Source organism: Nocardioides sp. B-3 (assembly GCF_024703895.1).
Taxonomy (GTDB): Bacteria; Actinomycetota; Actinomycetes; order Propionibacteriales; family Nocardioidaceae; genus Nocardioides.
In genome coordinates this window covers 2,144,179-2,167,517 of the sequence record NZ_CP087968.1, presented here as the reverse complement: position 1 = coordinate 2,167,517, position 23,339 = coordinate 2,144,179, and the positions used below count along the sequence as shown (strand labels likewise).

At 70.7% G+C, this 23,339-nt stretch carries 24 protein-coding genes and 7 pseudogenes; 15 read left to right on the top strand and 16 right to left on the bottom strand.

Annotated features, from left to right (window positions below; all coding sequences use genetic code 11):
- The first annotated feature begins 88 nt into the window (after positions 1 to 88).
- Positions 89 to 1,540: an FAD-binding oxidoreductase gene (locus LP418_RS14305; RefSeq protein ID WP_257956780.1), complete on the top strand. Its 1,452-nt coding sequence runs from the start codon at positions 89 to 91 to the stop codon at positions 1,538 to 1,540.
- Positions 1,541 to 1,704: 164 nt separating this feature from the next.
- On the opposite strand, the gene LP418_RS14300 is transcribed toward LP418_RS14305, so the two are convergent.
- From LP418_RS14300 to LP418_RS14290, 3 genes are all read right to left on the bottom strand, one after another.
- The gene (locus LP418_RS14300) at positions 1,705 to 3,063 is read right to left on the bottom strand and encodes a hypothetical protein (RefSeq protein WP_257956779.1); all 1,359 of its coding nucleotides are present in this window, start codon (positions 3,061 to 3,063) and stop codon (positions 1,705 to 1,707) included.
- A 196-nt stretch (positions 3,064 to 3,259) separates the two neighbouring features.
- Positions 3,260 to 3,868 carry an alpha/beta hydrolase gene (locus LP418_RS14295; protein WP_257957047.1) on the bottom strand — a complete coding sequence of 203 codons (609 nt, stop codon included), beginning with the start codon at positions 3,866 to 3,868 and terminating at the stop codon, positions 3,260 to 3,262.
- 152 nt (positions 3,869 to 4,020) lie between these two features.
- A complete protein-coding gene (locus tag LP418_RS14290) occupies positions 4,021 to 4,251 on the bottom strand; it encodes a hypothetical protein (protein ID WP_257956778.1) in 231 nt (76 codons plus the stop codon).
- Between the two features lie 16 nt (positions 4,252 to 4,267).
- Between LP418_RS14290 and LP418_RS14285 the strand changes: the two genes are divergently transcribed.
- Positions 4,268 to 5,026: a hypothetical protein gene (locus LP418_RS14285; protein ID WP_257956777.1), complete on the top strand. Its 759-nt coding sequence runs from the start codon at positions 4,268 to 4,270 to the stop codon at positions 5,024 to 5,026.
- A gap of 96 nt (positions 5,027 to 5,122) precedes the next feature.
- Here the strand turns inward: LP418_RS14285 and LP418_RS33500 are convergent, their stop codons facing one another.
- Positions 5,123 to 6,223 carry a hypothetical protein gene (locus tag LP418_RS33500; protein ID WP_442940204.1) on the bottom strand — a complete coding sequence of 367 codons (1,101 nt, stop codon included), beginning with the start codon at positions 6,221 to 6,223 and terminating at the stop codon, positions 5,123 to 5,125.
- On the opposite strand from LP418_RS33500, the gene LP418_RS33495 reads away from it, so the two are divergent.
- Entirely contained in the window at positions 6,195 to 6,452 is a 258-nt protein-coding gene (locus tag LP418_RS33495) for a hypothetical protein (protein ID WP_442940202.1), read from the top strand. The two genes, LP418_RS33500 and LP418_RS33495, sit on opposite strands and share 29 nt — an antisense overlap.
- Positions 6,453 to 6,604: 152 nt before the next feature.
- On the top strand, positions 6,605 to 7,300 hold the full coding sequence (locus LP418_RS14275; RefSeq protein ID WP_257956775.1) for an NYN domain-containing protein: 696 nt from the start codon (positions 6,605 to 6,607) through the stop codon (positions 7,298 to 7,300).
- Here the strand turns inward: LP418_RS14275 and LP418_RS14270 are convergent.
- The gene (locus tag LP418_RS14270; RefSeq protein WP_257956774.1) at positions 7,297 to 7,602 is read right to left on the bottom strand and encodes a DUF1905 domain-containing protein; all 306 of its coding nucleotides are present in this window, start codon (positions 7,600 to 7,602) and stop codon (positions 7,297 to 7,299) included. The genes LP418_RS14275 and LP418_RS14270 overlap by 4 nt on opposite strands.
- Before the next feature lie 208 nt (positions 7,603 to 7,810).
- Between LP418_RS14270 and LP418_RS33490 the strand changes: the two are divergent.
- Both LP418_RS33490 and LP418_RS14265 read left to right on the top strand, forming a co-directional pair.
- Positions 7,811 to 8,149: pseudogene (locus LP418_RS33490) on the top strand (NYN domain-containing protein); the annotation flags it as partial.
- A 40-nt stretch (positions 8,150 to 8,189) separates the two neighbouring features.
- Entirely contained in the window at positions 8,190 to 8,420 is a 231-nt protein-coding gene (locus LP418_RS14265) for a hypothetical protein (RefSeq protein ID WP_257956773.1), read from the top strand.
- Here LP418_RS14265 and LP418_RS14260 read toward each other — a convergent pair.
- Positions 8,396 to 9,796, bottom strand: a complete 1,401-nt coding sequence (locus LP418_RS14260; RefSeq protein WP_257956772.1) for an NAD(P)-binding protein — start codon at positions 9,794 to 9,796, stop codon at positions 8,396 to 8,398. The two genes, LP418_RS14265 and LP418_RS14260, sit on opposite strands and share 25 nt — an antisense overlap.
- 72 nt (positions 9,797 to 9,868) lie before the next feature.
- On the opposite strand from LP418_RS14260, the gene LP418_RS14255 reads away from it, so the two are divergent.
- Positions 9,869 to 10,690: an NAD-dependent epimerase/dehydratase family protein gene (locus tag LP418_RS14255; RefSeq protein ID WP_257956771.1), complete on the top strand. Its 822-nt coding sequence runs from the start codon at positions 9,869 to 9,871 to the stop codon at positions 10,688 to 10,690.
- A 44-nt stretch (positions 10,691 to 10,734) separates the two neighbouring features.
- Entirely contained in the window at positions 10,735 to 12,390 is a 1,656-nt protein-coding gene (locus LP418_RS33485) for a CDP-glycerol glycerophosphotransferase family protein (RefSeq protein ID WP_442940200.1), read from the top strand.
- Here LP418_RS33485 and LP418_RS14240 read toward each other — a convergent pair.
- Positions 12,318 to 12,788, bottom strand: a complete 471-nt coding sequence (locus tag LP418_RS14240; RefSeq protein WP_257957045.1) for a LysR substrate-binding domain-containing protein — start codon at positions 12,786 to 12,788, stop codon at positions 12,318 to 12,320. The genes LP418_RS33485 and LP418_RS14240 overlap by 73 nt on opposite strands.
- A 310-nt stretch (positions 12,789 to 13,098) precedes the next feature.
- Positions 13,099 to 13,227 (bottom strand): annotated as a pseudogene (locus tag LP418_RS14235) (LysR family transcriptional regulator); the annotation flags it as partial.
- 508 nt (positions 13,228 to 13,735) lie between these two features.
- Here LP418_RS14235 and LP418_RS14225 point away from each other — a divergent pair.
- The 6 genes and pseudogenes from LP418_RS14225 to LP418_RS14200 all read left to right on the top strand — a co-directional run bounded on the left by LP418_RS14225 (position 13,736) and on the right by LP418_RS14200 (position 18,111).
- On the top strand, positions 13,736 to 14,323 hold the full coding sequence (locus LP418_RS14225) for a tripartite tricarboxylate transporter substrate-binding protein (RefSeq protein WP_257956770.1): 588 nt from the start codon (positions 13,736 to 13,738) through the stop codon (positions 14,321 to 14,323).
- Between the two features lie 29 nt (positions 14,324 to 14,352).
- Positions 14,353 to 14,907, top strand: coding sequence for a tripartite tricarboxylate transporter TctB family protein (locus LP418_RS14220; protein WP_257956769.1), 555 nt, complete (start codon positions 14,353 to 14,355; stop codon positions 14,905 to 14,907).
- Positions 14,908 to 14,925: 18 nt separating this feature from the next.
- A complete protein-coding gene (locus tag LP418_RS14215; protein ID WP_257956768.1) occupies positions 14,926 to 15,210 on the top strand; it encodes a tripartite tricarboxylate transporter permease in 285 nt (94 codons plus the stop codon).
- Positions 15,120 to 15,479 (top strand): annotated as a pseudogene (locus LP418_RS14210) (tripartite tricarboxylate transporter permease); the annotation flags it as partial. The gene LP418_RS14215 and the pseudogene LP418_RS14210, both read left to right, overlap by 91 nt.
- Positions 15,373 to 17,238: a tripartite tricarboxylate transporter permease gene (locus tag LP418_RS33480; RefSeq protein WP_257956767.1), complete on the top strand. Its 1,866-nt coding sequence runs from the start codon at positions 15,373 to 15,375 to the stop codon at positions 17,236 to 17,238. The pseudogene LP418_RS14210 and the gene LP418_RS33480, both read left to right, overlap by 107 nt.
- Positions 17,239 to 17,250: 12 nt before the next feature.
- A complete protein-coding gene (locus LP418_RS14200; RefSeq protein WP_257956766.1) occupies positions 17,251 to 18,111 on the top strand; it encodes an enolase C-terminal domain-like protein in 861 nt (286 codons plus the stop codon).
- A 15-nt stretch (positions 18,112 to 18,126) separates the two neighbouring features.
- Here the strand turns inward: LP418_RS14200 and LP418_RS14195 are convergent, their stop codons facing one another.
- Together LP418_RS14195 and LP418_RS14190 are read right to left on the bottom strand one after the other, a co-directional pair.
- Positions 18,127 to 18,690, bottom strand: coding sequence for an enoyl-CoA hydratase/isomerase family protein (locus tag LP418_RS14195; RefSeq protein WP_257956765.1), 564 nt, complete (start codon positions 18,688 to 18,690; stop codon positions 18,127 to 18,129).
- On the bottom strand, positions 18,642 to 19,700 hold the full coding sequence (locus LP418_RS14190) for an SDR family oxidoreductase (RefSeq protein ID WP_257956764.1): 1,059 nt from the start codon (positions 19,698 to 19,700) through the stop codon (positions 18,642 to 18,644). Before LP418_RS14190 ends, LP418_RS14195 begins: the two co-directional genes overlap by 49 nt.
- A 91-nt stretch (positions 19,701 to 19,791) precedes the next feature.
- Between LP418_RS14190 and LP418_RS14185 the strand changes: the two genes are divergently transcribed.
- Positions 19,792 to 20,532 carry a PaaX family transcriptional regulator C-terminal domain-containing protein gene (locus LP418_RS14185; RefSeq protein WP_257956763.1) on the top strand — a complete coding sequence of 247 codons (741 nt, stop codon included), beginning with the start codon at positions 19,792 to 19,794 and terminating at the stop codon, positions 20,530 to 20,532.
- 4 nt (positions 20,533 to 20,536) lie between these two features.
- On the opposite strand, the pseudogene LP418_RS14180 reads toward LP418_RS14185, so the two are convergent.
- From LP418_RS14180 to LP418_RS14165, 6 genes and pseudogenes are all read right to left on the bottom strand, one after another.
- A pseudogene (locus tag LP418_RS14180) lies at positions 20,537 to 21,187 on the bottom strand (FadR/GntR family transcriptional regulator); the annotation flags it as partial.
- A gap of 32 nt (positions 21,188 to 21,219) precedes the next feature.
- Entirely contained in the window at positions 21,220 to 21,576 is a 357-nt protein-coding gene (locus LP418_RS29895) for an enolase C-terminal domain-like protein (protein ID WP_272496345.1), read from the bottom strand.
- Positions 21,577 to 21,700: 124 nt separating this feature from the next.
- Positions 21,701 to 22,183 (bottom strand): annotated as a pseudogene (locus LP418_RS29890) (enolase C-terminal domain-like protein); the annotation flags it as partial.
- Between the two features lie 234 nt (positions 22,184 to 22,417).
- Positions 22,418 to 22,855, bottom strand: a pseudogene (locus LP418_RS14170) (NAD(P)-dependent oxidoreductase); the annotation flags it as partial.
- A 73-nt stretch (positions 22,856 to 22,928) separates the two neighbouring features.
- A pseudogene (locus tag LP418_RS33475) lies at positions 22,929 to 23,006 on the bottom strand (hypothetical protein); the annotation flags it as partial.
- On the bottom strand, positions 23,003 to 23,338 hold the full coding sequence (locus tag LP418_RS14165) for a hypothetical protein (RefSeq protein WP_257956761.1): 336 nt from the start codon (positions 23,336 to 23,338) through the stop codon (positions 23,003 to 23,005). The gene LP418_RS14165 and the pseudogene LP418_RS33475, both read right to left, overlap by 4 nt.
- Between the last annotated feature and the right edge of the window lies 1 nt (position 23,339).

Below are 23,339 nucleotides of genomic sequence, written 5' to 3'. Positions count from 1 at the left end.
CGTGGTGGGCGGTGCTCACCACGCTAGGAGCGGGGCACGATGCCTGTCCAAGCCCGTTTTTGTATCTGGTGATGCTTGCGGAGCATGCATGGCAGGCCGATGCCTCTTACCCCATCTGCGGCATAACCCGGCCGCGCAAATGTCGCAGTCTTCGGCGTGCAGGATCGTGGGGTCGGCGGGGAGATCAGGAGGCACGGGCATGACGACGTGGATCGGCCCTGCGGAGGCCGAGTACGACGAACGGCGCAGGCTGTTCAACGCAATGATCAACACGAGGCCGCGGATCATCGCGGAGTGCGAGAGCCCCACCGACGTCAGGGAGGCACTGGAGCGCGCCGTCCGGGACAGTCTCCCGGTGGCAGTGCGCTCCGGCGGTCACTCAGTAGCTGGCCTGTCCAGCAACGACGACGGGCTGGTCATCGACGTCCGTCCCATGAAGGCGATCGACATCGACGCCGCAACCCGACGGGCCAGAGTGGGCGGCGGGTGCACGTGGGCCGAGTTCGACGCGGCAGCCCGGGAGTTCGGCCCGGCCACCACTGGCGGCAGGGTCTCCACGACCGGCGTCGCCGGACTGACCCTCGGCGGTGGCTCGGGTTGGCTGGAACGTCAGCACGGACTCAGCTGCGACAACCTCGTGGCCGTCGAGCTGGTGAGCGCGGACGGTCGCGAGATCCGCGCCGACGACACCCAACACCGGGACCTGCTCTGGGCCAGCAAGGGAGGGGGCGGCAACTTCGGCGTTGTGACAGCGATGGAGTTCCAGCTGCACCCTGTCGGTCCGATGATCCTCGGTGGGCTGATGGCATGGCCCGCTGCCGATGGCCCCGGCGTGTCCCGGGCCTTCCGCGACTGGGCCGATGCCGCTCCGGACGAGCTCGGCACCGCCCTCGTGATGCTCAGCGGTCCACCGGAGGAGTTCATCCCGCAGCACCTGCACGGCCAACCGCTGATCGCGATCGCGGTCTGCTGGAACGGCGACGAATCGACCGGTGCGGACGTGGTTCGTGTCATGCGCGATCTGTCGCCCGAGGTCGACCTGGTCGGCCCGATGCCGTATGCGCAGCTGCAGTCGATGATCGACGACCCACCGGGATTCCGGCAGTACTGGAGCGCCGACTACCACGACGCCTTCCCCGACGACGCGCTCGATGTGTTCCTCGACGCCGGCGCACGGCGTGCCTCGCCGATGACCCAGCACCTGCTGCTGCCGTGGGGCGGTGCGCTCGCGCGAGTCGACGCTGACGCCACACCCATGAGCCAACGCGCGGCACGCTGGGTCAGTCATCCCTTCGCCACGTGGGAAGACCCGGCCGACGATGCCGCCAACATCGCTTGGGTGCGCGACTACCGCAAGGCGAACGCCCCCTTCACGACGGGCGGCGTCTATCTCAACTTCATCGGCAATGAGGGCGACGAGCGCATCAAGGCCGCCTTCGGTGAACAGAAGTACGAACGGCTGGGACAGATCAAGTCCGAGTACGACCCCGGCAACATCTTCGCCGGCAACCAGAACATCCGCCCCACGGTGCCTGCCTGAACCGGCACAGTAGCGGTGTTCGGCAAGGGCGACACCGGGCGACGGTGGGTCGCTACTGACGACGTTGCAGCCCTCGTCCTGCCGGCCTTCAGTCCGGATCCGAATCGAAGGCCGCGGGCGAGTGCCCGTTCGGGACAGCCACCACCGCGTCTGACGCGCGGTACTCACTGTCGCCCTCCCGGGCGCCGTCCTGCGATGAATAGTCGGTCGATACCAATGCCGCTGGCACGGAAATGTCGATGTCCGTCGGCTCCACGCTCACAGGGCGCAGCTTCGGGGGCGCGGCGGACCCGGGCACGCAGATTGCCCAGCACGTCAACGTAGAACCCGTCGACAGAGCTGAGCACCGAGTCGATGAACGATGCGCGGCCCCGGCCACGCTTCGTGCCCGGGTTTCCGGAAACCGCGAGCCGGAACGTTCGCAGCTCCTTGGCCGGATCGAGGACGAGGCTGCTCGGGTTCTCTCGCACGGTCGAGAGGAGTTCCGCCGCCTGCGAACCCCGAGCATGGGCAACGAACGCTTCAACGCGAGTTCCGTCTGGCGCGTTCTTCAGCTGACGCACGAGCCAGTTCACCCGAGTCGTAGGCCGGCCCTCACGCGGCGACTCGACGTCGACGTGGCAGGTCACCCGCCCAGCTCGCAGGTCAGCAGTCACGACCAAGTGCCCCACGGTGTCGGGGATACGAATCGCACCGGACAGCTGGCCGGTCGTGCACAGGGACTGCGTCAGCGCTTGGGCGCGCACGAGCGGGTCGGCGGCTTCCTTGCGGGAAAGGACTGGAACGACCTCGGTGCCGAGCTGCCGCCCCAACTGCAGGCTGGCAAACCTCAACAGCGCGTCGAATCGGGCGACGACCTCGGCAATGCCCTTGTCGGTGGCGCGCAAGGTACCGGTGGTGACCTGGTCACGGACACCGACCCGGGCTTCGCCCATGTCGTCGAACTCGAGTGCGCCGGACTTGGTGTGCTCGAGGTAGCGGATGAGCTCTCCGAGGATCCATGCCTGATCGGGGTCCGCGACGCCGCGGAACTCCTTCTGCATCACGGCTTCGGCGAGCACTTCCGACCGGGCCACGTGGTGCAGCGCCACCTTCTTCAGCTTGCGCTTGTCGACCTTGGTCGGGTGCTGGCCGGCAACTGCCGGGATCTCGTTCGAGATGGTGATGACAGCGTCGTAGCCATTGTCGCGAGCGATGTCGAGGTAGTTCTCAAGCTGCTGGGTCATGAGCTGATTGGGACCGGTCTTGACCTCGACGAGGGCGGTCCAGTGTTCGAGCCGCGGGTCACGCGGATCAGACCGTCGGGGGTAGAGGCGCTGCTCGCCGAGCATGAACGGCACCTCGATGAAGCACTCGAGGGTGCCCGCAGGCGCGCCGAACGGCTTGACGAAGCCGCGGCCGAATTCCTTGACCGCCGACAACACCGCGAGCAGGGCGGACGTCGCGCGCCGCTCCTGCTCCTCCGCGCCATTGATCCCAGAAGTGGGAATGAGCCGTGCTTCGTGCCGGGACTCTTCAGCCATCGTTCTCCCCCTCAGTGCCGTCGTGCCAAGCCATCTGGTCGCGCGACCAGTCCGAGGGACGCTAGTTGAGAACGCTCGTTCCCGCGGGGAAACGCGGATCGAAGGTCACGCGGGTGCGAAGCGGCTGGCAAGCGCGAGCACGACTGCAGGGTCTTCGACGTGCGCGTTGTGCCCGAGCCCGGGCAGCGTGACGGCGTCAGGGACGAGCGTCGATAGATCGGCGGCGCTGACCATCGGATCGTGTTCGCCACGCGCCAGCACGACCGGGCAGGACGCGCGTGCCAGAAGACCAGCCATGTCCGGCACCCCGACCCCGAACGTTGCCGGGTCCCTGGGCAACCCGCCATCCCTCGGCAGTTTCGACGACACCGGCCGAAACGGACGGATCGGAAGGCGAGACCAGATCCGACAGCCCGGCCAGCCGCAGATACCGCGATACCGCCTCGCCACCTGTCGCGAAGTACTGCACCGGACGAGAAGCCAAACGCTGGGCACCAGCCACGTCGGACGGTGGCCAGCTCACCTTCACCCCGAACGCCACGACTCCGATCACTCGCGGATCAGTAGCCAGCTCCAGCGCCACGACGCCACCCATCGAGTGGCCGACGACGACGACGTCCCGCCCAGAGGGCAGCAAAGGGAACACGGCCTCCGCATGCCCACGGAACGTGTACGGCGCATCCCACGCCGACCGACCGTGCCCGGGAAGATCCACCACCAACCACCCACCGGGCCAACCGGACGGAAGCAGCGCCAGCATGTCGCCGTACACCTCGGCGGTTGCACCCAACCCGTGCAGCAGCACCAGCAAGGGGCCATCGGAGCGCCCGCCGGTTCGGGACCAGATCACGCGCTCACGCTAGCGGCATCACGCACTGTCCACCGGGCGTTCACGCACACCCGGAGGTGCGCTTCACCGAGGTGCGAGAGCAAGGAGGCATGACTCTTCTTCGCATCTCAGCAGCCGCCGTCTCGCTGGTGGCATCGGTCGCCATCGCCGTACCCGCCTCGGGAGCCGACGGCCGGGACAAGCCCACGACGACCTCCTTCGCGGTCATCGGCGACGTGCCGTACGGCGCCGCGCAGATCGCCGCCTTCCCGGGCTGGGTCGACCGCATCAACGACCGAGGCCGGCCTCGACCTCGCCTTCCACGTCGGCGACATCAAGAACGGCTCGTCGCCGTGCACGGACGCCTACAGCGCGATGATCCGCGAGCAGTTCGATCGGTTCCAGATGCCGCTGCTCTACACCCCCGGCGACAACGAGTGGACCGACTGCCACCGCACCGCGGCCGGCGCCTACAACCCGCTGGAGCGGCTCGACGCCCTGCGTGCGGCGTTCTACGAGACCGCGGGCCAGACGCTCGGCGAGCCGCTGAAGGTCGACAGCCGGGCCGACCTCGGCCTCCCCGAGAACCAGAGCCTGCGCACCGCCGGCATCGAGATGGCCACCCTGCACGTCGTCGGCAGCAACAACGACCGCGCCCCCCGGACCGGCATCGGCCTCACCGCCCCGACCGCCGAGCAGCTCGCCGAGGAGACGGCCCGGATGGCCGCCGTGATCGAGCTCGTCGAGGAGACGTTCGCGCGCGCCCGGCAGACCAACGCCCGCGCGGTCGCGCTCTTCCAGCAGGCCGACATGTTCGACCCCGGCTACCGGGCGACGTGGGACATCAGCGCGTTCAAGCCGCTCGTGCAGGCGCTCGTCGACGAGGCGTCGACCTTCGACGGCGAGGTCTACCTCTTCGACGGCGACAGTCACGTCTACAACACCGACCGTCCGCTCGCGGCCGGCTCCCGCTGGCTCGGCATCCACGGCGTGCAGGGCAGCGCCGACAACCTCACCCGCGTCACCGTGGACGGCGAGGCCAACAACACCAACTTCCTCCGGGTGACCGTCAACCGGCCCGGCGCCGACGACGTCCTGACGTGGGAGCGAGTGCCCTACGACTCGCTTCCCTGAGCCGATGTCGGTGGCTTGCTCTAGCGTGCGAAGCACTGGTCACAACGACGATTCGAGGGAGGTCTGGGAGCGATGCGTACGCCGACCGCGGAGCCATCAACGCTCCCCCACGCTGCTCCTGCCGACTCTGTCCGGGCGGCCACCGAAGCCCTGATCGCGGGCCCGGTGGCCGTCGACCCGCGCGAGTGCATCGAGCAGCTCGCTGCCCTCGAGCGACTCAAGTCCGCCATCAGTGCCACGCAGGCGCGCGTCACCCATGAGCTCGACCAGCACCGCCGGGCCCGGGCCGAGGCCCGCCGGCTGCTCGAGCCCACGAGGCGCCGACCCAACCCGGATGCGGGTCTCGGCAAGGAGATCGGCCTCGCGCGTCGCGAGTCGCCGCACGACGGTCGCCGCAAGCTCAACCCGGCCCGCGCCCTCCTGCGCGACCTGCCCGAGACGCTGGCCGCCCTCGAGCGCGGCGACCTCAACGAGCGTCGGGCCGAGATCATCGCCGGCGAGACGGCTGACCTCAGCCCCGGTCAGAGGAGGGCCGTGGACGCGGCGATCAGCGACAAGCTGGACGGCCTCGGCGACTCCGACCTGCGCGACGTCGTGCGGCGCGAGGTGCTTCGCCGCGACGAAGACGGCTGGAACGCCCGCCACGAGAAGGCCCGGGCCGGGCGGCGGGTCACCGGCCGCATCCTCGGCGACGGGATGGGCCGGCTGACGGCGGACCTGCCTGCCAGCGATCTCTCCGTGATCATGACCTCGCTCAGCGACGCGGCCGAGCAGGCCCGCGCCCGGGGTGACGAGCGCAGCCGCGGCCAGCTCGTCACCGACACCCCGGTCGGCAGGCTCAGCGGGTTGCGGGGCGACGCACCACTGCCGACCGCGGTCAAGCTGGTGGTCAGCGCGGAGACCCTGCTCGGCGACGGCAACGAGCCCGGCTACCTGCAGGGCGCGGGCTACGTCCCGGCCTCGGTCGCCGGGACCCTCGCCGCCGCCGGCGCCCAGCACGCGAGCTCGACGATCCAGCGACTCTTCGCGATGCCGAGGACCGGCGCCCTGATCGCGGCGGAGTCCGCCTCCAGCTTCTTCCGGAGCGCCCTCGCCGATCTCATCGTGGTGCGCGATCGTCGCTGCCGCTCGCCCTACTGCAACGCCCCCGATCCGCCATCGCGACCACGTGCGCTCCCGGGCCCGGGGCGGGGCCACCTCCCTCGACAACGCCCGGGGGCTGTGCGAGGCCTGCAACTACGCCAAGGAGTCGCCGGGCTGGCACCACGAGCCCGTGGCCGACCCACTCGCCGTCACCGAGATCCGGGTGACCACACCGACCGGACACACCCACCACTCGCGAGCGCCGGACATCCCGATCGATCGCAGTGACCCCTCACCCGGTGAGCGCTGGCTCTCCGCTCGGTTGCTCGCGCTCGCGAGCTGACGGGCTGGCGGGGACGGGCTGGTGGGGACGGGCTGACCGTCCCCGCTGGTCTAGCCAGCAAGGTAAAGGTCCGGGCGATCTGCCACACCCGCGCACCGACAGGAACACGCTGGACGTTCTCGACGCCGGGGAATGGGGCAGGGAAGATGACGATGGCACCGGAGCGCCACGACGACCGCACGGTCGGCGGCGACGCGGACTTCTCGCTGACCGCGCTCGTGCGGCAGTGGGTGAAGACCTCGGAAGCACTCGACCGGCGGGGACGACCCGCTGGCGACACCTCACCCCCACGGCCGCGGTGGACGCCACCCGAGGTGACGTCGCCTGCTGTGCCCCTTCCTGCACTGCCCCGCCGCCACCGCCGGTCGACCGCGCCGTCGCCCGGCCAGTCCACCCGCCGACTGGCCGTGCTGATCGACGTGGAGACCACCAGCTCGGCCCGGGCAGACGGCCTGTTCGCCGTGCTCGCCGACCACGGTCAGGTCAGCGTCTGCCGCGCCTACGCCGATTGGGCATCCCCGGGAGCGCGCGACTGGTGGTCCGCGCCACTGCGCCAGCACGGGATCCAGCCGCACCACCACTTCGACCACGACCACGACCAGCGGTCGCTCGTCGCGCTCACCATCGACGCCGTGGACCCGGCGCGCGACACCGCCGTCGACCTGATCGCCCTCGTCGGCGATCTCACCTCGCTGCAGCCGCTCGTGGTGCGCCTCAACGCAGCCGGGGTGAAGGTCCTCGCCTTCGGCACCACGGCCACGCCGGTCGACGTGCTGGCGCTGTGCCACGAGTTCGTCGACCTGACGACACTGGAAAGCGCCTGCGACCTCGGCAAGCACCGGGCCTAGTCAGGCTCGCCGACCGACAGGCTCACCTCGCACGTGTCACCAGCGGAGAGGGAGTTGGCCTGCCGCACCGGCTTCTTCACCGGCAGCACGAACGTGCCGGACTTCGAGTCGGGGAACAGCGACGTCCGCCGGGTCGACGACCCGATCGTCACCTCGACCCGGATGCTGCCGAAACCGCCGCGCGGCCCGGCCTCGAGGGCCACGTCCTCAGCGACCTCGAGCGGCAGCGTGAGGAAGTGCCACGACCCGGGTTCGTCCGGCGCGTGCTCCCAGATCTGTGCATCGAAGACGTGCTGGTTCATGCGCTGATGGTCGCACCGACCACCGACGTCGCCCCCTGTGCTCGCGCTCACGCACTGATATTCTCCGCTTCCCAGCCAGCCAGCCGAGTTGAAGGTCTGACCAAATTGCCCACCCCCGCGCGGCACGTGGATCGGGCCTCATGACTGGCGCTGACGAGTCGTCGAGCACCCCGATCGCGGATGAGCTGCTCACCTCGCTCGTCAGGCAATGGGTTCAGGTGTCGGAGGCCGTCGAGCAGCAGGCCCGGCCAGCCGGCGACGCCGAGCCGCCTCGACCGCCACTCCCCGCCGTCGCCGGGAACCACACGCTCCGTCACCGGCACCGTCCCGCCCTCGGTCCCAACGCTTGCCCGCGTCTCGACTGGCCGTGCTGATCGACGCCGGGACCACGCCAGCCGACTCGGCCGCGGCGCTGTTCGACGCGCTCTCCGAGCACGGGACGGTCAGCGTCTGCCGGGCCTATGCCGACTGGACGTCCCCTGCGGCACGCGGCTGGTGGTCCGCGCCGCTGCGTCGGCACGGGGTCCAGCCGTTCCACCAGTTCGGCGACGAGGCCGACCACCGGTCTCTGGTCGCCCTCACCATCGATGCCGTCGACCTCGCACGCGAGCGCCGCCGTCGACGCGGTGGCGATCGTCGGCGACATCGCCTCCCTGCATCCGCTGATCGTGCGGCTCAACGCGGCCGGCGTGCCGGTGCTCGGCTTCGGCACCTCGCCGACGCCCGACGACGTCAAGGCGCGCTGCCACGAGTTCGTGGACCTGTCGCACTCGCTCGAGGAGCAGGCGCCGGTCTACAGCGGCAAGCACCGGGCCTGAGTCAGCCGGCCGCCAGCTCGGCAAGCCGTGCCAGCGCGGGCTTCGTGTGGATACCGAGCCGCGAGCGCGCGTCGTCGAGGGCCGGCGTCGCGGCATACCCCGCCGGGATGCGTGACGGGTTGAGCGCGACCCCGTCGGCCCACTCCTTGATGTCCGGCTCGGCCGAGAAGGTCATCGCCGAACGGGTGCCGATGACGTTCATCAGTCCCCGGGACGCCATCGTGTCGGGGGTACGGCGATGGCGCGGCCAGCCTGTTCTTCTCCTCGTCGTCGGTGCGGGTCGCCTCGACGTACCCGATCACCGCCGCCCCCGGGCAGGGGAAGCCGGCCCGGATCGGCTGCAGCGTGATGTCCTCATGGCGCCAGACGGGGACGAGCCCGGGGTACTTCAACCCGTCGGCGGCGCAGTGCACGACGAGCGCGTCGTCCGCGATCTCGATCGCACCGTCGGCGAAGACGAGCTTGCCGCGCTCGACGGACTCGAGGTGCCCGCGGCGTACGACGTTCTCGAGGGTCCGCAGCTGCTCGAGCTCCCGGGTCGCGAGCGTCGGCGCCTTCGCCATGGTCGGCATGACGGACCGGTCGATGCGCAGCATCACGTCGGCTTCCTCGAGCCGGAGGAAGAAGTCCTCCGGGGAGGCGGCCGACGCGCCGGCCTGCATGACGTCGGCCGCCATGGACAGGAAGATCGCCGGGTCCGGCTGGACCTTCGCCCGGTTCATCATCCACGGGTCGCGCGGTCGCACCCAGCAGATCGCGCCGGGGTCGACGCCGCGCGCCAGCAGCCAGATGCAGGCGTCGGTGGCGGTCTTGCCGGAGCCGGTGACGACGTACTGGCTGGGCGCCTCCCGGAGGCGCGCGAGGTCGTTCACCGGCAGCACGCGCGCGCCGTCGCCGATGCCGAAGGGCGCCGGCTTCTCCGCGGGGATGCTCGGCGCGAGGTGGTGCGCGTTGACGATCCGACAGGACGAGGGGACCTCGAACCGCTCGCCGGAGATGCGCGAGACGAAGGTCCGGTCACCGACGTAGTCGCAGTTCGCGAAGAACTCGACCCGCCCCGAGGTGACCATCCGGTCGAGCATCCGCGCGTAGTAGGCCGTGATCTCCGACTGGGTCGCGCGTTCCTGCAGCCCGGCCTCCGGGCCCGTCTCCTGCAGCTTGCCGCCGCCCATGAGCGTCGACGGGACGCCGTAGAACGCGGAGGCCCGGTGCAGCCGGACGAAGGGGTAGGCCTCCAGCCAGTGCCCGCCGACGCCGTGGCGTCGGTCGATCATCACCACGTGCGCGTCGGAGTGGTCGATCAGTGCATCGGTGAACGCCATCCCCATGGCGCCGGCGCCCACCACGAGGTGGTCGGCCCGGAGCATGCGCGTCATGGATCAACGGTGACACTCGATCCGGACGACGTAAACGCTCAATTCGGGTAGTCCTGCGGCTACCGTTCCGGCGTGACCTCCGATGTGCTCCTCGTCGGCTGCGGCGACCTCGGCGCGGCCGTCGGCCGCCGGCTCGCCGAGCGCGGCCACGACGTGCTGGCCCTGCGCCGCAACGCCGACAAGGTGCCGGCTCCCATCAAAGGGCTCTCCGTCGACCTGACGCGTGAGGCACCCGCGCTGCCCGACCTCCGGGCTCGATTCCTCGTGGTGGCCCTGACCGCGCGGCCGCGGACGGAGGAGGCCTACCGATCGACGTACGTCGAAGGCATGGCCCACGCCCTCGACGCCCTCGCGGCCACGGGATCCGTGCCCGAGCGGGCCGTCCTCGTCTCCTCCACCGCGGTCAACGCGAGCACCAACCTGCCCGGGCTCAGCGACGAGACCACGCCCGCGCACCCCAAGGACGGGCCCGGTCGGATGTTGCTGGCCGCCGAGGAGCTCTTCCTCGGGCGCGTCCCCCACGGCACCGTCCTCCGCCTCTCCGGCCTGTACGGCGGCGGCAGCACCCGGCTCCTCGACCGGGTGCTCGAGGGGCGGATCGACGACCCGCACCGGTGGACCAACCGGATCCACCGCGAGGACGCGGCAGCGGCGATCGTCCACCTGCTCACGCGACCGGAACCGCCCGAGAAGTTCTACCTCGGCACCGACGACGAGCCCGCGCAGCTCGGCGACGTGGCGGCCTTCATCGCCCGCCGGCTCGCCGCCGAAGCCCCACCGAGGGCCGATCCGACCCCGGGCCACGGCAAGCGGTTGTCCAACGCACGGCTGAGGAGCACGGGGTGGGAGCCGAGCCGTCCGAGCTACCGCGAGGGCTACGCGGGAGTGGGCTGACCGGACGGTCGGGAGCACCCCTCCGCGCGCACTAGAATCCTTGTGTGAACGACGCCCACGTCCTTGCGTACTACGCAGATGACCCCTCCCGGAGCTACCAGTTGATCCAGTGGCTGGAGGTGCTCGAGGTCCTGCACGAGCGCCACCCGGTGGGCATCGTCGTGCGCGACCCCGACGTCGCGACGTTGCTGGCCGAGCGCACGGAGCTGCCGATCATGCTCGCGCAGGGCTTCGCCGACCTCAGCGAGCTCTACGCCGAGCTCGACGCGAAGGTCGTGCTCTACTGCAACAACTCCTCGCTCAACTTCAACTCGCTGGTCGACGGCACCAAGCTGCACGTGCACATCAACCACGGCGAGAGCGACAAGCAGTCGATGGCGAGCAACAACGCCAAGGCCTACGACCGCGTCTTCGTCGCCGGCGAGGCCGCCGTGCAGCGCCACCTCGACGGCCTCCTCGAGTTCGACACCAGCCGGCTGGTCCGCATCGGCCGCCCGCAGCTCGACCTGCGCCCGGCTCCGCTGATCGCGCCGACCAGTCGCCGTACGGTCCTCTATGCCCCGACACGGGAGGGCGACGCCGACTACAACGACTACACGTCGGTCGACACCATCGGGCCTGAGGTCGTACGCCGCATCCCGGCCGTCCCCGACGTGCGCATCGTCTACAAGCCGCACCCGAAGGTGACCACGAGCCTCGCGCCCGCGATCCGGGCCGGGCACCTCGAGATCCTGTCGCTGGTCGCCGACGCGGCCGCGCGCGAGCCCGACGCCGGCCACACGACCGTGCTGACCGGCAACATCCTCGCCGTCATGCCCGACTGCGACGCGATGGTGACCGACGTGTCGTCGGTGGGCCTCGACTGGCTCTACCTCTGCACCGACAAGCCGATCCTGATCACCGACCGCCACCGGGACGCGGCACGCTTCCGCGACGAGGTGCCGGTCAGCCACTGTGCCGACGTGATCGACGAGTCCAACGTCGCCGACCTGAGCACCCTCGTCGAGGCACGCCTCGACCACGACGAGCACCACCTCGACCGGCTCGCGATGCGGCACTTCTACTTCGACGACCTCCCGGGTCGGCGACAGCACGACCCGGTTCCTCGAGGCGGTCGGCGAGCTGGTGCGCCTGCGCGACCGGCTGCTGCACGCGAAGCGACACGGCGACGCCATCACGGCCTGACCGGCTACTGCCGACGGGCAGCTCGGATCGCTTCGAGCTGCGCCAGCTCGTCCTCGTTGAAGGGCCGCAGCACGCAGAACTCGTTGCCCTCGGGGTCCGTCATCACCACCCACGTGACGTCATCGCCCCGGCCGACGTCGGCGAGGCTCGCGCCCGGGCCGAGCAGGCGCTCCACCTCGACGGCCCGGACGTCCGGGCGCAGGTCGAGGTGCAGCCGGTTCTTGCCGACCTTGCCGTCGGGCGAGAGCCCGAAGAGCAGATCGGGCGCGACGCCGTCCTGGAGCGAGTGCTCGGGCGGTTCGAGCACGACCTCGTCGGCCTTTTCAAACGTACGGCGCCAGCCGAGCGCCGCTTCCCAGAAGGACGCCAGCGTCGACGGGTCGTGGCAGTCGATGATCAGGGACTGGATCGTGAGGGCCATGGCCTTGATCCTGCCCGAAGGTCAGACGGTCAGCATCACGTCCAGCACTCGGCGTACGACCGGGGAGACCGACTCGCGCGACCACACGGCATAGAGCTCGACCGGCCGCTCGGGGTCGGCGTCGAGGGCGGTGTCGCCGCCACCGTGGACGAGCGTCTTGAAGACGACACCGGGGACGGCGAGCGAGGAAGCAGACGCGGGCGCCAGCGCCAGCCCGCGGTCGGCGGCGACGAGCAGCATCGCGGTGAGGACACGGTGGACGCGCTGCTCGATGCGCGGGTGGGCGTTGGCGAGGAACCGCACGGAGAGCTCGTGGAAGTAGCGCGACTGCTGCGGGTCGTAGCCGATGACCGGCTGGCCCTCGAAGTCCTGGGGCGTGAGGGCGCGATCCGACGAAGCCAGCGGGTGATCCGTGGGCACGACCGCCATCAGCGGCTCGCGCAGGACGACCTTGGAGGAGAGCAGCTCGGTGTCGAACGGCGGCCGGGCCAGCCCGATGTCGAGCTCGCCGCGGCGGATGCCGTCGACCCGGGCCAGGGGTGACGCGTTCGGAGAGCAGCACCTCGACGTCGGGCAGCGCGGCGGTCAGCCGACGCAGCAGCGGCCCGAGGATCGAGATGGCGGACACGGCCGTGAACCCGAGCCGCACCACGCCGGCCGCGCCGGCGTCGACGCGGCGAGCCGGGTCGCCCGCGCCCTCGACGAGGTTGAGCAGGCGGTAGGCCTCGTCGAGGAAGGCCGCGCCCGCGCCGGTCAGCGCCACCCGCCGGTTGTCGCGCTCGAGCAGCTGGGCACCGACCGTCTTCTCCAGCTTCTGGATCTGCCGGGACAATGGCGGCTGGGTCATCGACAACCGTTCGGCTGCCCGGCCGAAGTGCAGCTCCTCCGCGACGGCGATGAAGCACCGCACCTGATCCGGGGTGATCGCCATACGTGCAAAGTATCAAGCCATGCCACATCGGGCTTGGACGAGCATCGTGGGCGAAACCTAGTGTCGGTGATCACACCCCCGTTCAAGGAGCCTTCCATGCGCAAGAACGTCAGCCTCGCCGCCGTCACGGCCTCCGCGGCCCTCGCCCTCACTGCCTGTGGCGGTGTCTCGAACACCGCCGGCGGCGGTAGCGACTCCGGCGAATACCCGTCGGGCGCGGTCGAGATGCCGGTCGGCGCCTCCGCCGGCGGCTCCTCCGACCTGATCAGCCGCGAGGTTGCTCGTGGACTCTCCGACGAGCTCGGCGGCACGTTCTCGGTGATCAACCGCGAGGGCGCGAACGGCGCGCTCTCCGCCGCCGAGGTCGAAAAGGCGACGGCCGACGGTTCCGTCATCTCGGTCCAGAACGCGTCGCTGTTCGCGATCACGCCGCTCGCCGTCGGCGCGGACGAGGTCACCAGCATCGACGACTTCGACGTCGTCCGGGGCGTCTCCCCGCGACGACTACGTGCTCGTCGCCAGCAAGGGATCGGGCTTCACCAGCGTCGACGACTTCGCGAACGCCGACGGCAAGATCACCTACGGCACCACCGGTGTCGGCACCGGCGCCCAGCTCGCCTGCGCCCTGACCTTCAATGTCAACGAGACTCCCGCCGAGGCGATCCCCTTCGACGGCGGCGCCCCCGCCCTCACGGCCCTCCTCGGTGACCGAGTCGACACCGCCTGCCTGCAGGTCGGCGAGGCGATCGAGAACATCGAGTCCGGCAAGATCGTCCCGCTCAGCGTCTTCGGCCCCGAGCGCGTCGCCTTCCTCCCCGACGTCCCCACCGCCAAGGAGCAGGGCCTCGACGTCGAGGTCTCGCAGTACCGCTTCATGACCGTCCCCAAGGGCACCCCGCAGGACGTCAAGGACGCGATCTCCGAGGCCATGCAGGCAACCTTCGAGACCGAGGCCTACAAGACCTTCAACACCAACAACAACCTCACGCCGATGGAGATCCCCGGCGAGGAGGTCGTGGCGCAGCTGGAGGCGGACACTGAGCGCTACGCCGCCCCGGTGGCCGAGTACGGCATCGACCTCGGCGACGCCAGCTGATCGTGGCGACCCCGACCCGACGAGACGAGATGACCACAGTGACCGAGAGGCCCGAGCACCAGACGCCGTCGGAGCAGCCGGACATCCCGGCCGAGCTCCGGGCCGAGGTCGCCCGGGACCCGGCCGACGAGCGGCCGCCGGCCGGCGGTCCGCCGTACCAGATCATCTCGGCCGTGCTGGTCCTCGCGCTCGGCGTCGGGGCTGCCGTCCTCTCCTACGGCTACGGGCTCGGGTCGCTGCGGCGGCCCGGCCCGGGGCTGTGGCCCTTCGCGGTCTCGATCGTGATCGCCGTGCTCGCGGTGGTGCTGCTCGTCGTCGGGCGCACGCTCGACGACGCGGAGAAGTTCACCGGGGCGAGCTACCTCGTGCTGATCGGCGCCGCGACCTTCGTCGGCCTCGGCCTCCTGCTCCCCACCATCGGCTTCGAGATCCCCGCGGTCCTGCTCGGCATCGTCTGGCTCCGCTTCCTCGGCGGCGAGACGTGGCGCAGCACCATCGTCATCTCGCTCTGCACGACGGCCGGCTTCTACCTGCTGTTCCTCTACGCCCTGAAGATCCCGCTTCCCCACCTGCTCGCCTTCTAGGCCCGAGAGGAGACCCCCATGGACTGGAACGCCTTCCTCGACGGCTTCGGCGTCGTGACGCAACCGACCAACCTGATCTACTGCCCGGCCGGCGTGCTCATCGGCATGCTGATCGGTGTCCTGCCCGGCCTCGGCCCCACCGCCACGATGGCGATCCTGCTGCCCATCGCGCACGGCGCCGCGGCGGACGGCACCGAGTCGCGGCCATCATCATGCTGGCCGGGATCTACTACGGCGCGCAGTACGGCGGCACCATCACGTCGGTCCTGCTGCGCATCCCCGGCGAGGCAAGCTCGGTGGTGACGGTGTTCGACGGCTTCGCGCTGGCCAAGCAGGGCAAGGCCGGCACCGCCCTCGGCATCGCCGCGATCGGCTCCTTCGTCGGCGCCACGGTGTCGATCATCGGCCTGACGCTGCTCGGCCCGATCGTGGCCGGCTATGCACTGGACTTCGGACCGCCGGAATATGCCGCGCTCGCCCTGCTCGGTGTCCTGCTCGTCGCCACCATCGGCAACGGCAACACCATCAAGGCGCTGGTCGCCGCATCGGTCGGCCTGCTGCTGGCCACCGTCGGCGCCGACAGCTTCACCAGCGCCAACCGCTTCACCTTCGACACCCTCCAGCTCCGGGGGCGGCATCGACTTCGTCGTCGTGGCCATGGGCCTCTTCGGCGTCGGCGAGATCCTCTACAACCCGGAGGAGCGCCACGGGAAGCCGCACCTGCCCGCCGCGATCGCCAACATCTGGCCCTCGCGCACGGACCTCCGACAGGCCGCCCCCGCGATCGGCCGCGGCTCGATCATCGGCTTCTTCCTCGGCGTGCTGCCGGGTGGCGGCGCGGTGATGGCCAGCCCGGCGGCCTACGCCGCGGAGAAGCGTGTCGCCAAGGACCCCTCCCGCTTCGGGCGCGGTGCGATCGAGGGCGTCGCGGGTCCCGAGTCGGCCAACAACGCGGCCGCGACCTCGTCCTTCATCCCGCTGCTGACGATCGGCATCCCGGCCAACGCCTCGATGGCGATGCTCTTCGCGGCGCTGCTCGTCGTCGGCGTCACACCCGGCCCGCAGCTCATCGACGAGCGCCCCGACCTGTTCTGGGGCGTCATCAACTCGATGTACATCGGCAACCTGATCCTGCTGGCGCTGAGCATCCCGCTGGTCGGGGTCTTCGTGAAGATCCTGCGCGTGCGACCCGCGATCCCGGCGCCGATCACGGCCCTGATCACGATCCTCGGCGTCTACACGATCAACAACTCCGTCTTCGACATCTTCGTGATGATCGGCTTCGGCATCCTCGGCTACCTGATGAAGAAGACCGGCTTCGAGCCCGGTCCGCTGGTGCTGGCGTTCGTCCCGGGCTCGCTGCTCGAGTCGAGCTTCCGCCGCTCGATGCTGATCTTCGACGGCGACCCGACGGGCTTCGCCACCCGCCCGATCTCGGGGACGATCCCGGCCTTCATCGCGCTGGTGATCGTGACACCGATCCTCAGGGCGGCGTTGCGGCGCCGTACCCCAGACCCCGAGCCCACCGACAAGATCGACCGGGGAAGCAGGCGTGCGATGACCGTCCTCATCGGCTACGTGCCCACCCCCCTCGGCGAGGCCGCGCTCGCGGCCGGGCTGGCCGAGGCCGCCGCCCGCGGCGACGACGCCGTCATCCTGAACAGCCCGCGTCGGGGCAGCACGATCGACGCCAACCTCGTCGAACCGGCCGTCCTGCTCTCCGCGGCCGCCGACGCCGGCGTCACCGCGCGGGTCGACCAGACCGAGCACGGCGCCGACCTCGTGGAGGCGTTCGACGCCCCCGGTCGAGGAGACCGGCGCCCGCCTCGTCGTGATCGGCATGCGCCGCCGCTCCCCCGTCGGCAAGCTGATGATGGGCAGCGACGCCCAGCGCCTGCTGCTCGAGCTCGACGTGCCGATCCCGGCCGTCAAGCCCGCTCGATGAGCTCTCGCATCTCGCGGGTCGTCGTCACGCCGGTCGCGTTCGCCGACCCGCCACTGCTCAACGTCGTCGGCGTCCACCAGCCGTGGGCGCTGCGCGCGATCGTCGAGGTCCACACCGACTCCGGCCTGCTCGGGTTGGGAGAGACGTACGCCGATGAGGCGCACCGGCCCGGCTGCTCGCCGTCGCCACGGCGATCCCCGGGATCGACCCGTTCGACCTCGCCGGCCTGCGTCGGGTCGTGGTCGACGTGCTCGGGCGGGAGACCGGCGGGGCCGGGGCCAGCTTCGGCGGCATGCTCGACGTGGACTCCGCGGTCGAGACCGTCTACTCGCCGTTCGAGGTCGCGTGCATCGACCTCCGGGGACATGAGACCGGTCGGCCCGTGAGTGAGGTGCTCGGTGGTCGTGTGCGTTCGAGCGTGCCGTTCAGCGGCTACCTCTTCTACAAGTGGGCCGGCCACCCCCGGCCAGCCCGACGACGAGTGGGGCGAGGCGCTCGACCCCGCGCAGCTGGTCGCGCAGGCGCACCGAATGGTCGACGGCTGGGGCTTCGGGTCACTCAAGCTCAAGGGCGGAGTCCTTCCACCCGACCGGGAGTGCGACGCGATCGAGGCCCTGCGCGATGCGTTCCCCACGCTGCCGTTGCGCCCGGATCCCAACGGGGCGTGGACTCCGTCGACATCCCTCAAGGTCGCTTCACGTCTGGAGGGTGTCGTCGAATACCTCGAGGACCCGACGCCGGGCATCGAGGGCATGGCGGTCGTGAGCGCCGGGACCGACGTCCCGCTTGCCACCAACATGTGCGTGATCGCGATGGGGCACCTGCCGCCCGCGATCGCGTCCGACGCGGTCCAGATCGTGCTCTCCGACCACCACCTCTGGGGCGGCCTGCGCCGGTCGCAGCTGCTCGCCGGGATCGCGGAGACGTGGGGCCTCGGCTTGTCGATGCACAGCAACTCGCACCTCGGCGTCTCCCTCGCGGCGATGACGCACCCGGCCGCCGCGACCCCCACGCTGACCTACGCCTGCGACACGCACTACCCGTGGAAGACCCGGGACCTGATCAAGCCGGGCGTCCCGGACTTCGTCGACGGCGCCATCGCCGTACCCACCACTCCCGGCCTCGGCGTCGAGCTCGACCGCGACCAGCTCGGGCTGCTGCACGAGCAATACCTCGAGTGCGGCGTACGGCGACGCGAGGACACCGTCTACATGCGCACCATCGAGCCGGACTTCACGCCGAACACCGCCCGCTGGTAGCCGAGCGCGGGCATATCAGCCCCGGGGCAGTCCGGCGCCGTTGCGCTGGAAGTCCAGCAGCCGCTCGTTCTCGTAGCCGATGCGAGCCGCGGTGTCCTCGAGGTCGCGGAACATCCCCTTGAGGGTGCGGATCCCCGAGGGCGACTGACCAGCGACCGCGCCCGCGAGGGTCAGCGCCGTCGCCTCCGCGTCGTCCGCGAGTGCCGTGTGCTGGACCAGCCCGATCGCGGCAGCCTCGGCAGCTTCGACCACCCGGCCCGTGTAGATCAGCTCCTTCGCCCGCGAGAGGCCGACGAGCTGGGTCAGGCGCGCGGGTCCGACCGGCACGCCGAGGCGACTGCCCGCCCACGCCAGCTTGAGGTTGTCGCCGGCTACGCGCAGGTCGCAGCCGGCGACGATCTCGGCGCCCGCGCCGACACAGTTGCCGACGCACACCGCGATCGTCGGCACCGGGAGCTCGTCCAGCAAGCGGTAGAGGTCGGCGAAGGCCTCCATCCGGACCACCCCGCCGGCTGCGTCCAGCGGCTCCGTCACGTCGGCGCCTGCGCAGAAGGCGGTGGTCGACGTGGTCGAGAGCACGACCGCGCGCAGGCTCGCGTCCTCGGCGAGCCTCGACCAGCGCGGCGTTGAGGAGGCGCAGGGTCGCGGTGTCGAGCGCGTTGCGCTTGTCCGGACGGTTGATCCGCAGCAGCTCGACGCCGTCGTCCCGGCGCTCTCGCAGCAGGCTGGTCATGCGGGGTCGACGAAGATGTCGTAGTGGAGCTCGCCGGTCCCGCCGTACGGCGACAGGTCCGTGATGCCCCCTCGCGGAGCACGTCCACGTCGAGGAAGGTGTTGCCCGTGCACTCGCGCGCCGGGCGGGTCACGATCTCGATCGCCGCGTCGGCGACGATCTCGGGGGTCCGTGACTGCTCCAGCGTGGCCTCTCCGCCGAGCAGGTTCTGCACGGCGGCCGTGGCGATGTAGGTCTGCGGCCACAGGCAGTTGGCGGCGACGCCCCTGTCGGCATACTCCGCCGACCAGCCCAGCGTCAGCAGGCTCATGCCGTACTTCGCCGGGGTGTAGGCGGGGTGCGCCCCCAGCCACTGCGGCGAGAGGTTGAGCGGCGGCGACAGCGACAGGATGTGTGCGTTGTCGGACTGCCGCAGGTGCGGCAGCGCCTTGGTGGAGAGCAGGAAGGTGCCGCGCAGCTGGATCTGCGTCATCAGGTCGAAGCGCTTCACCGGCAAGTCCTCGCTGCTGTCCGGGGCGAGCGCCGACGCGTTGTTGACGACGATGTCGATGCCGCCGAAGCGCTCCACCGCCCGGGCCACCGCGCGCTCGACCGACTCCTCCTCGCGCACGTCGCCGACCACGGCCAGCGCTCGGCCGCCGGCGGCCTCGATCTCGGCCGCAGCGGTGTGGATGGTGCCGGGGAGGCGGGGATCGGGCTTGTCGGTCTTGGCCAGCAGCACGACGTTGGCGCCCTCGCGGGCGGCGGCGATGCCGATGGCCGGGCCGATCCCACGGCTCCCGCCCGACATGATCATGGTGCGCCCGGCGAGGCGCGTCGCGCTGGCGGGGCTGGACGAAGAGGTCGACGGTGACATGCTCGGTGACATTACATATCCGGCACGAACGTGACAATGACGTAAGACACAGGACCGCTGCGGTCGTGGCGCGAGTGTTAGATTCCGGGTGATGCCATCGACCGCCGCCGACACCAGCCTCGTGCGTCCCGTGTCCGCCCGCTCGGCCCTCCCGGGCCTGTTGCTGGGGGCCGAGGAGCCGGCCCTGTCCGCCCGTGAGCTCGTCGCCGGCGCGCGGCTGGTCGGCTTCGCCGAGCCGACGGTCCGGGTCGCCCTGTCCCGCATGCTCGCCGCCGAGGACCTCGTGCGCACGGACGACGGCGGCTACCGCCTCTCACCCCGCCTGCTCCACCGCCAACGGCTGCAGGAGGCGGCCATCCACGTGCGTACGAAGGAGTGGGACGGCGCCTGGGACATGGTCGTGGTCACGGCCACCGGGCGGTCGGCCGCAGACCGGGCGCGACTGCGGTCGATGCTGCAGGAGCTGCGACTGGCCGAGCTGCGCGAGGGCGTCTGGGTCAGGCCTGCCAACCTCGACCTCGCGTGGCCCGACGACCTCGCAGACCTGTGCGAGCGGCTCACCATGCAGCCCGCGGGCGACCCGGCGGAGCTGGCCGCGCGACTGTGGGACCTCTCCGGCTGGGCGGAGCGGGCGCGCGCCCTGCTGGCCGCGACCGACACCGACGACCCCGTCCTCCGCTTCACCGCCTGCGCGACGTCGGTCCGCCACCTGCTCGAGGACCCCGCCCTGCCCGACGAGCTCCTGCCGCGGGACTGGCCGGGAGCGGAGCTGCGCCGGGCGCATCTCGACTACCGCACCCGGCTGACCGAGACCCGGCGGGCCAACACCTGACCCGTCAGCCGGCGAGGCGGCGACGGGTGTTCCCCGAGTGCACCCGCATCGCGGCCCGTGCGGTCTCGACGTCGCCGGCCGGGACCGCGGCCGCGATGTTGTCGTGCTCGCGCTGCACCCGCTCGACGTGCGACGCGTCGCTCATGGAGTACGTCGAGGCGAGCCGGGTCCTCGGCAGCATGATCATCATCGGGCCGAGCGAGTCGAGCAGGTCGAGGTAGAACCGGTTGTCCGAGGCCGCGGCGATCGCCCGGTGGAACGCGAAGTCGGCCTCGACCGCTCCCTCGTGCCCGGCGGCCGTGAACGACTCGTGGGCGGCGGTGATCCCGGCCGCCGACGCGGGCACGATCCGGGCCGCCGCCGGGGCCGCCGCCTCGCTCTCGACCCCGATCCGGAAGTCGACCATCGCGAGCACGTCGTGCTGGTTGCGGATGGCCGACGTCCCCGTGGTGAAGGACGACGGTTCCGGTACGGCGAGGACGAACGACCCGCGGCCCCGGAACGTCTCCACCGGGCCCTCGGCACGGAGCCGCGTCACCGCCTCGCGTGCGACGGTGCGGGAGACGGCGTACTCCTCGACGAGCTCGGCCTCGGACGGCAGCTTGGCGCCGGGGGCGAGGTCGCCGCTGAGGATCTTGTCCTTGAGGCCGGCGACGACGTGCTGCGAGCGGGTCTTCACGGGGTGGATCATGCCTTGAAGGTGACCGTGTCCTCGGTGTGCGCACGCATCTGGTCGGACAGCGTGAAACCGAGGCCGGGGCGCTGCGGCACGAAGATGCGGCCGTCGCGGATCTCGATCTGCTCGTCGAAGAGCGGCGCGAGCCACTCGAAGTGCTCGACCCACGGCTCGGTCGGGTAGGCCGCGGCGAGGTGCAGGTGGATCTCCATCGCATAGTGCGGCGCCAGCGCGAGGCCGTGGTGGGCGGCGATCGTCGCGAACTTCAGGAAGGGCGTGATGCCGCCGATGCGCGGGGCGTCGGGCTGGACGATGCCGCGGTAGCCCGCGTCGATCAACGCCATGTGCTCGGGCACCGACGTCAGCATCTCGCCGGTCGCGATCGGGGTGTCGAACTCGCGCGACAGGTCGGCATGGCCGACCGCGTCCCCGAGCGTCGAGGGGCTCCTCGATCCAGACCGAGTCGTGCTGCTCGAGCTCGCGGCACATCCGGCGGGCGCGGGCGCGGTCCCACTGCTGGTTGGCGTCGACCATGAAGGGCGCGTCCCCGAGGTGCTCCCGCATGGCCGCGACCCGCGACAGGTCGAGTCGCCAGTCGGGCTGTCCGACCTTGATCTTGATGCCCGCGATGCCCGCTTCGAGGGAGGCGGACGCCTTCTCCTTCATCTCCTCGAGCGAGGCCCGGAGGAAGCCACCGGAGGTGTTGTAGACCCGGCACGAGTCGCGGTGCGAGCCGAGCAGCTTGGCGAGCGGGAGATCCGCCCGACGAGCCTTGAGGTCCCAGAGCGCGACGTCGAGCGCGGCCACCGCCTGCGTCGCGACGCCGGAACGGCCGACCGAGGCGCCGGCCCACATCAGCGACTCGTAGATCTTGGCGATGTCGCTCGGGTCCTGCCCGATCGCGACCTCGGCGATCTCCTTGAGGTGCGCGAACTGCGCCTTGCCACCCGCGCGCTTGGAGTAGGAGAAGCCCATGCCCGTCAGGCCCTGCTCGGTGGTGATCTCGACGAAGAGCAGCACGGTCTCGGTGAGCGGCTTCTGCTTGCCGGTGAGCACCTTGGCGTCGCTGACCGGGTTGGCGATCGGTAGCACGACGTGGGAGAGGGTGAGGCCGTGGATCTTGTCGGACATGGGGTTCCTTCGGGGTCGAACCAACTTGTATGATGTGTTGAGAACTTATCCGACAAGTTGCGAATCGTCCAGAGGATGTCAGTTGACCGGCGTGAGCAGCTCACCCTTGGCGAGGAAGGAGGCGACGTTGTCGAGCACCAGCGTCGCCATCGCCTCGCGCGTCTGGACCGTCGCGCTGCCGACGTGCGGGAGGAGCACGACGTCGTCCCGGCCGAGCAGGGCAGCCGGCACGTTCGGTTCGTCGGCGAAGACGTCGAGCCCGGCGCCGGCGATGCGCCCGCCCTCGAGGGCCGCGACCAGCGCGTCCTCGTCCACCACCGAGCCCCGGGCGACGTTGACGAGGTATCCCTCCGGACCGAGCGCATCGAGCACCACCGCATCGACGAGGTGCCCGGTGTCCGCACCACCGGGTGTCAGCACGACGAGCACGTCGCTCGCCTCGGCGAGCGCGACGGGCGAGTCGTGGTAGGCCCACGGCACGTCCTTCGGGCTCCTCGAGTGATAGGCGATCTGCGCCCCGAAGGGGCTCGAGTCGTTCGGCGACGGCCGAACCGATCCGCCCCAGCCCGAGGATGCCGACGACCGATCCGCGCACCTCGCGGGTCAGCGGGAAGCGCTTGCCGGCGGCCCACTCCCCTCGCCGTACGAACCGGTCGGAGGCACTCACTGGCGCAGCACGTCGAGCACCAGCGCGACGGCGAGATCCGCGACCGCATCGGTCAGCACGTCCGGTGTGTTGGCGATGCGGATGCCGCGACGCGTGGCCTCGTCGACGTCGTTGGCGTCGTAGCCGACGCCGAAGTTCACGACCGCCCTCAGGTCCGGCAGCCGGTCCATGATCTCGCCCGTCACTCCGTGGCCGTAGCCGACCACCGCCACCTCGAGCCCGCCGGTGTCGTCCCCGAGGTCGGCGAGCGACGGGGCGGCGTGCTCACGCTCCGGGGCTTCCTCGAGGAAGGGCATCAGAGGGCTGACGCGGACGACGCGGGGCTGGCTCATG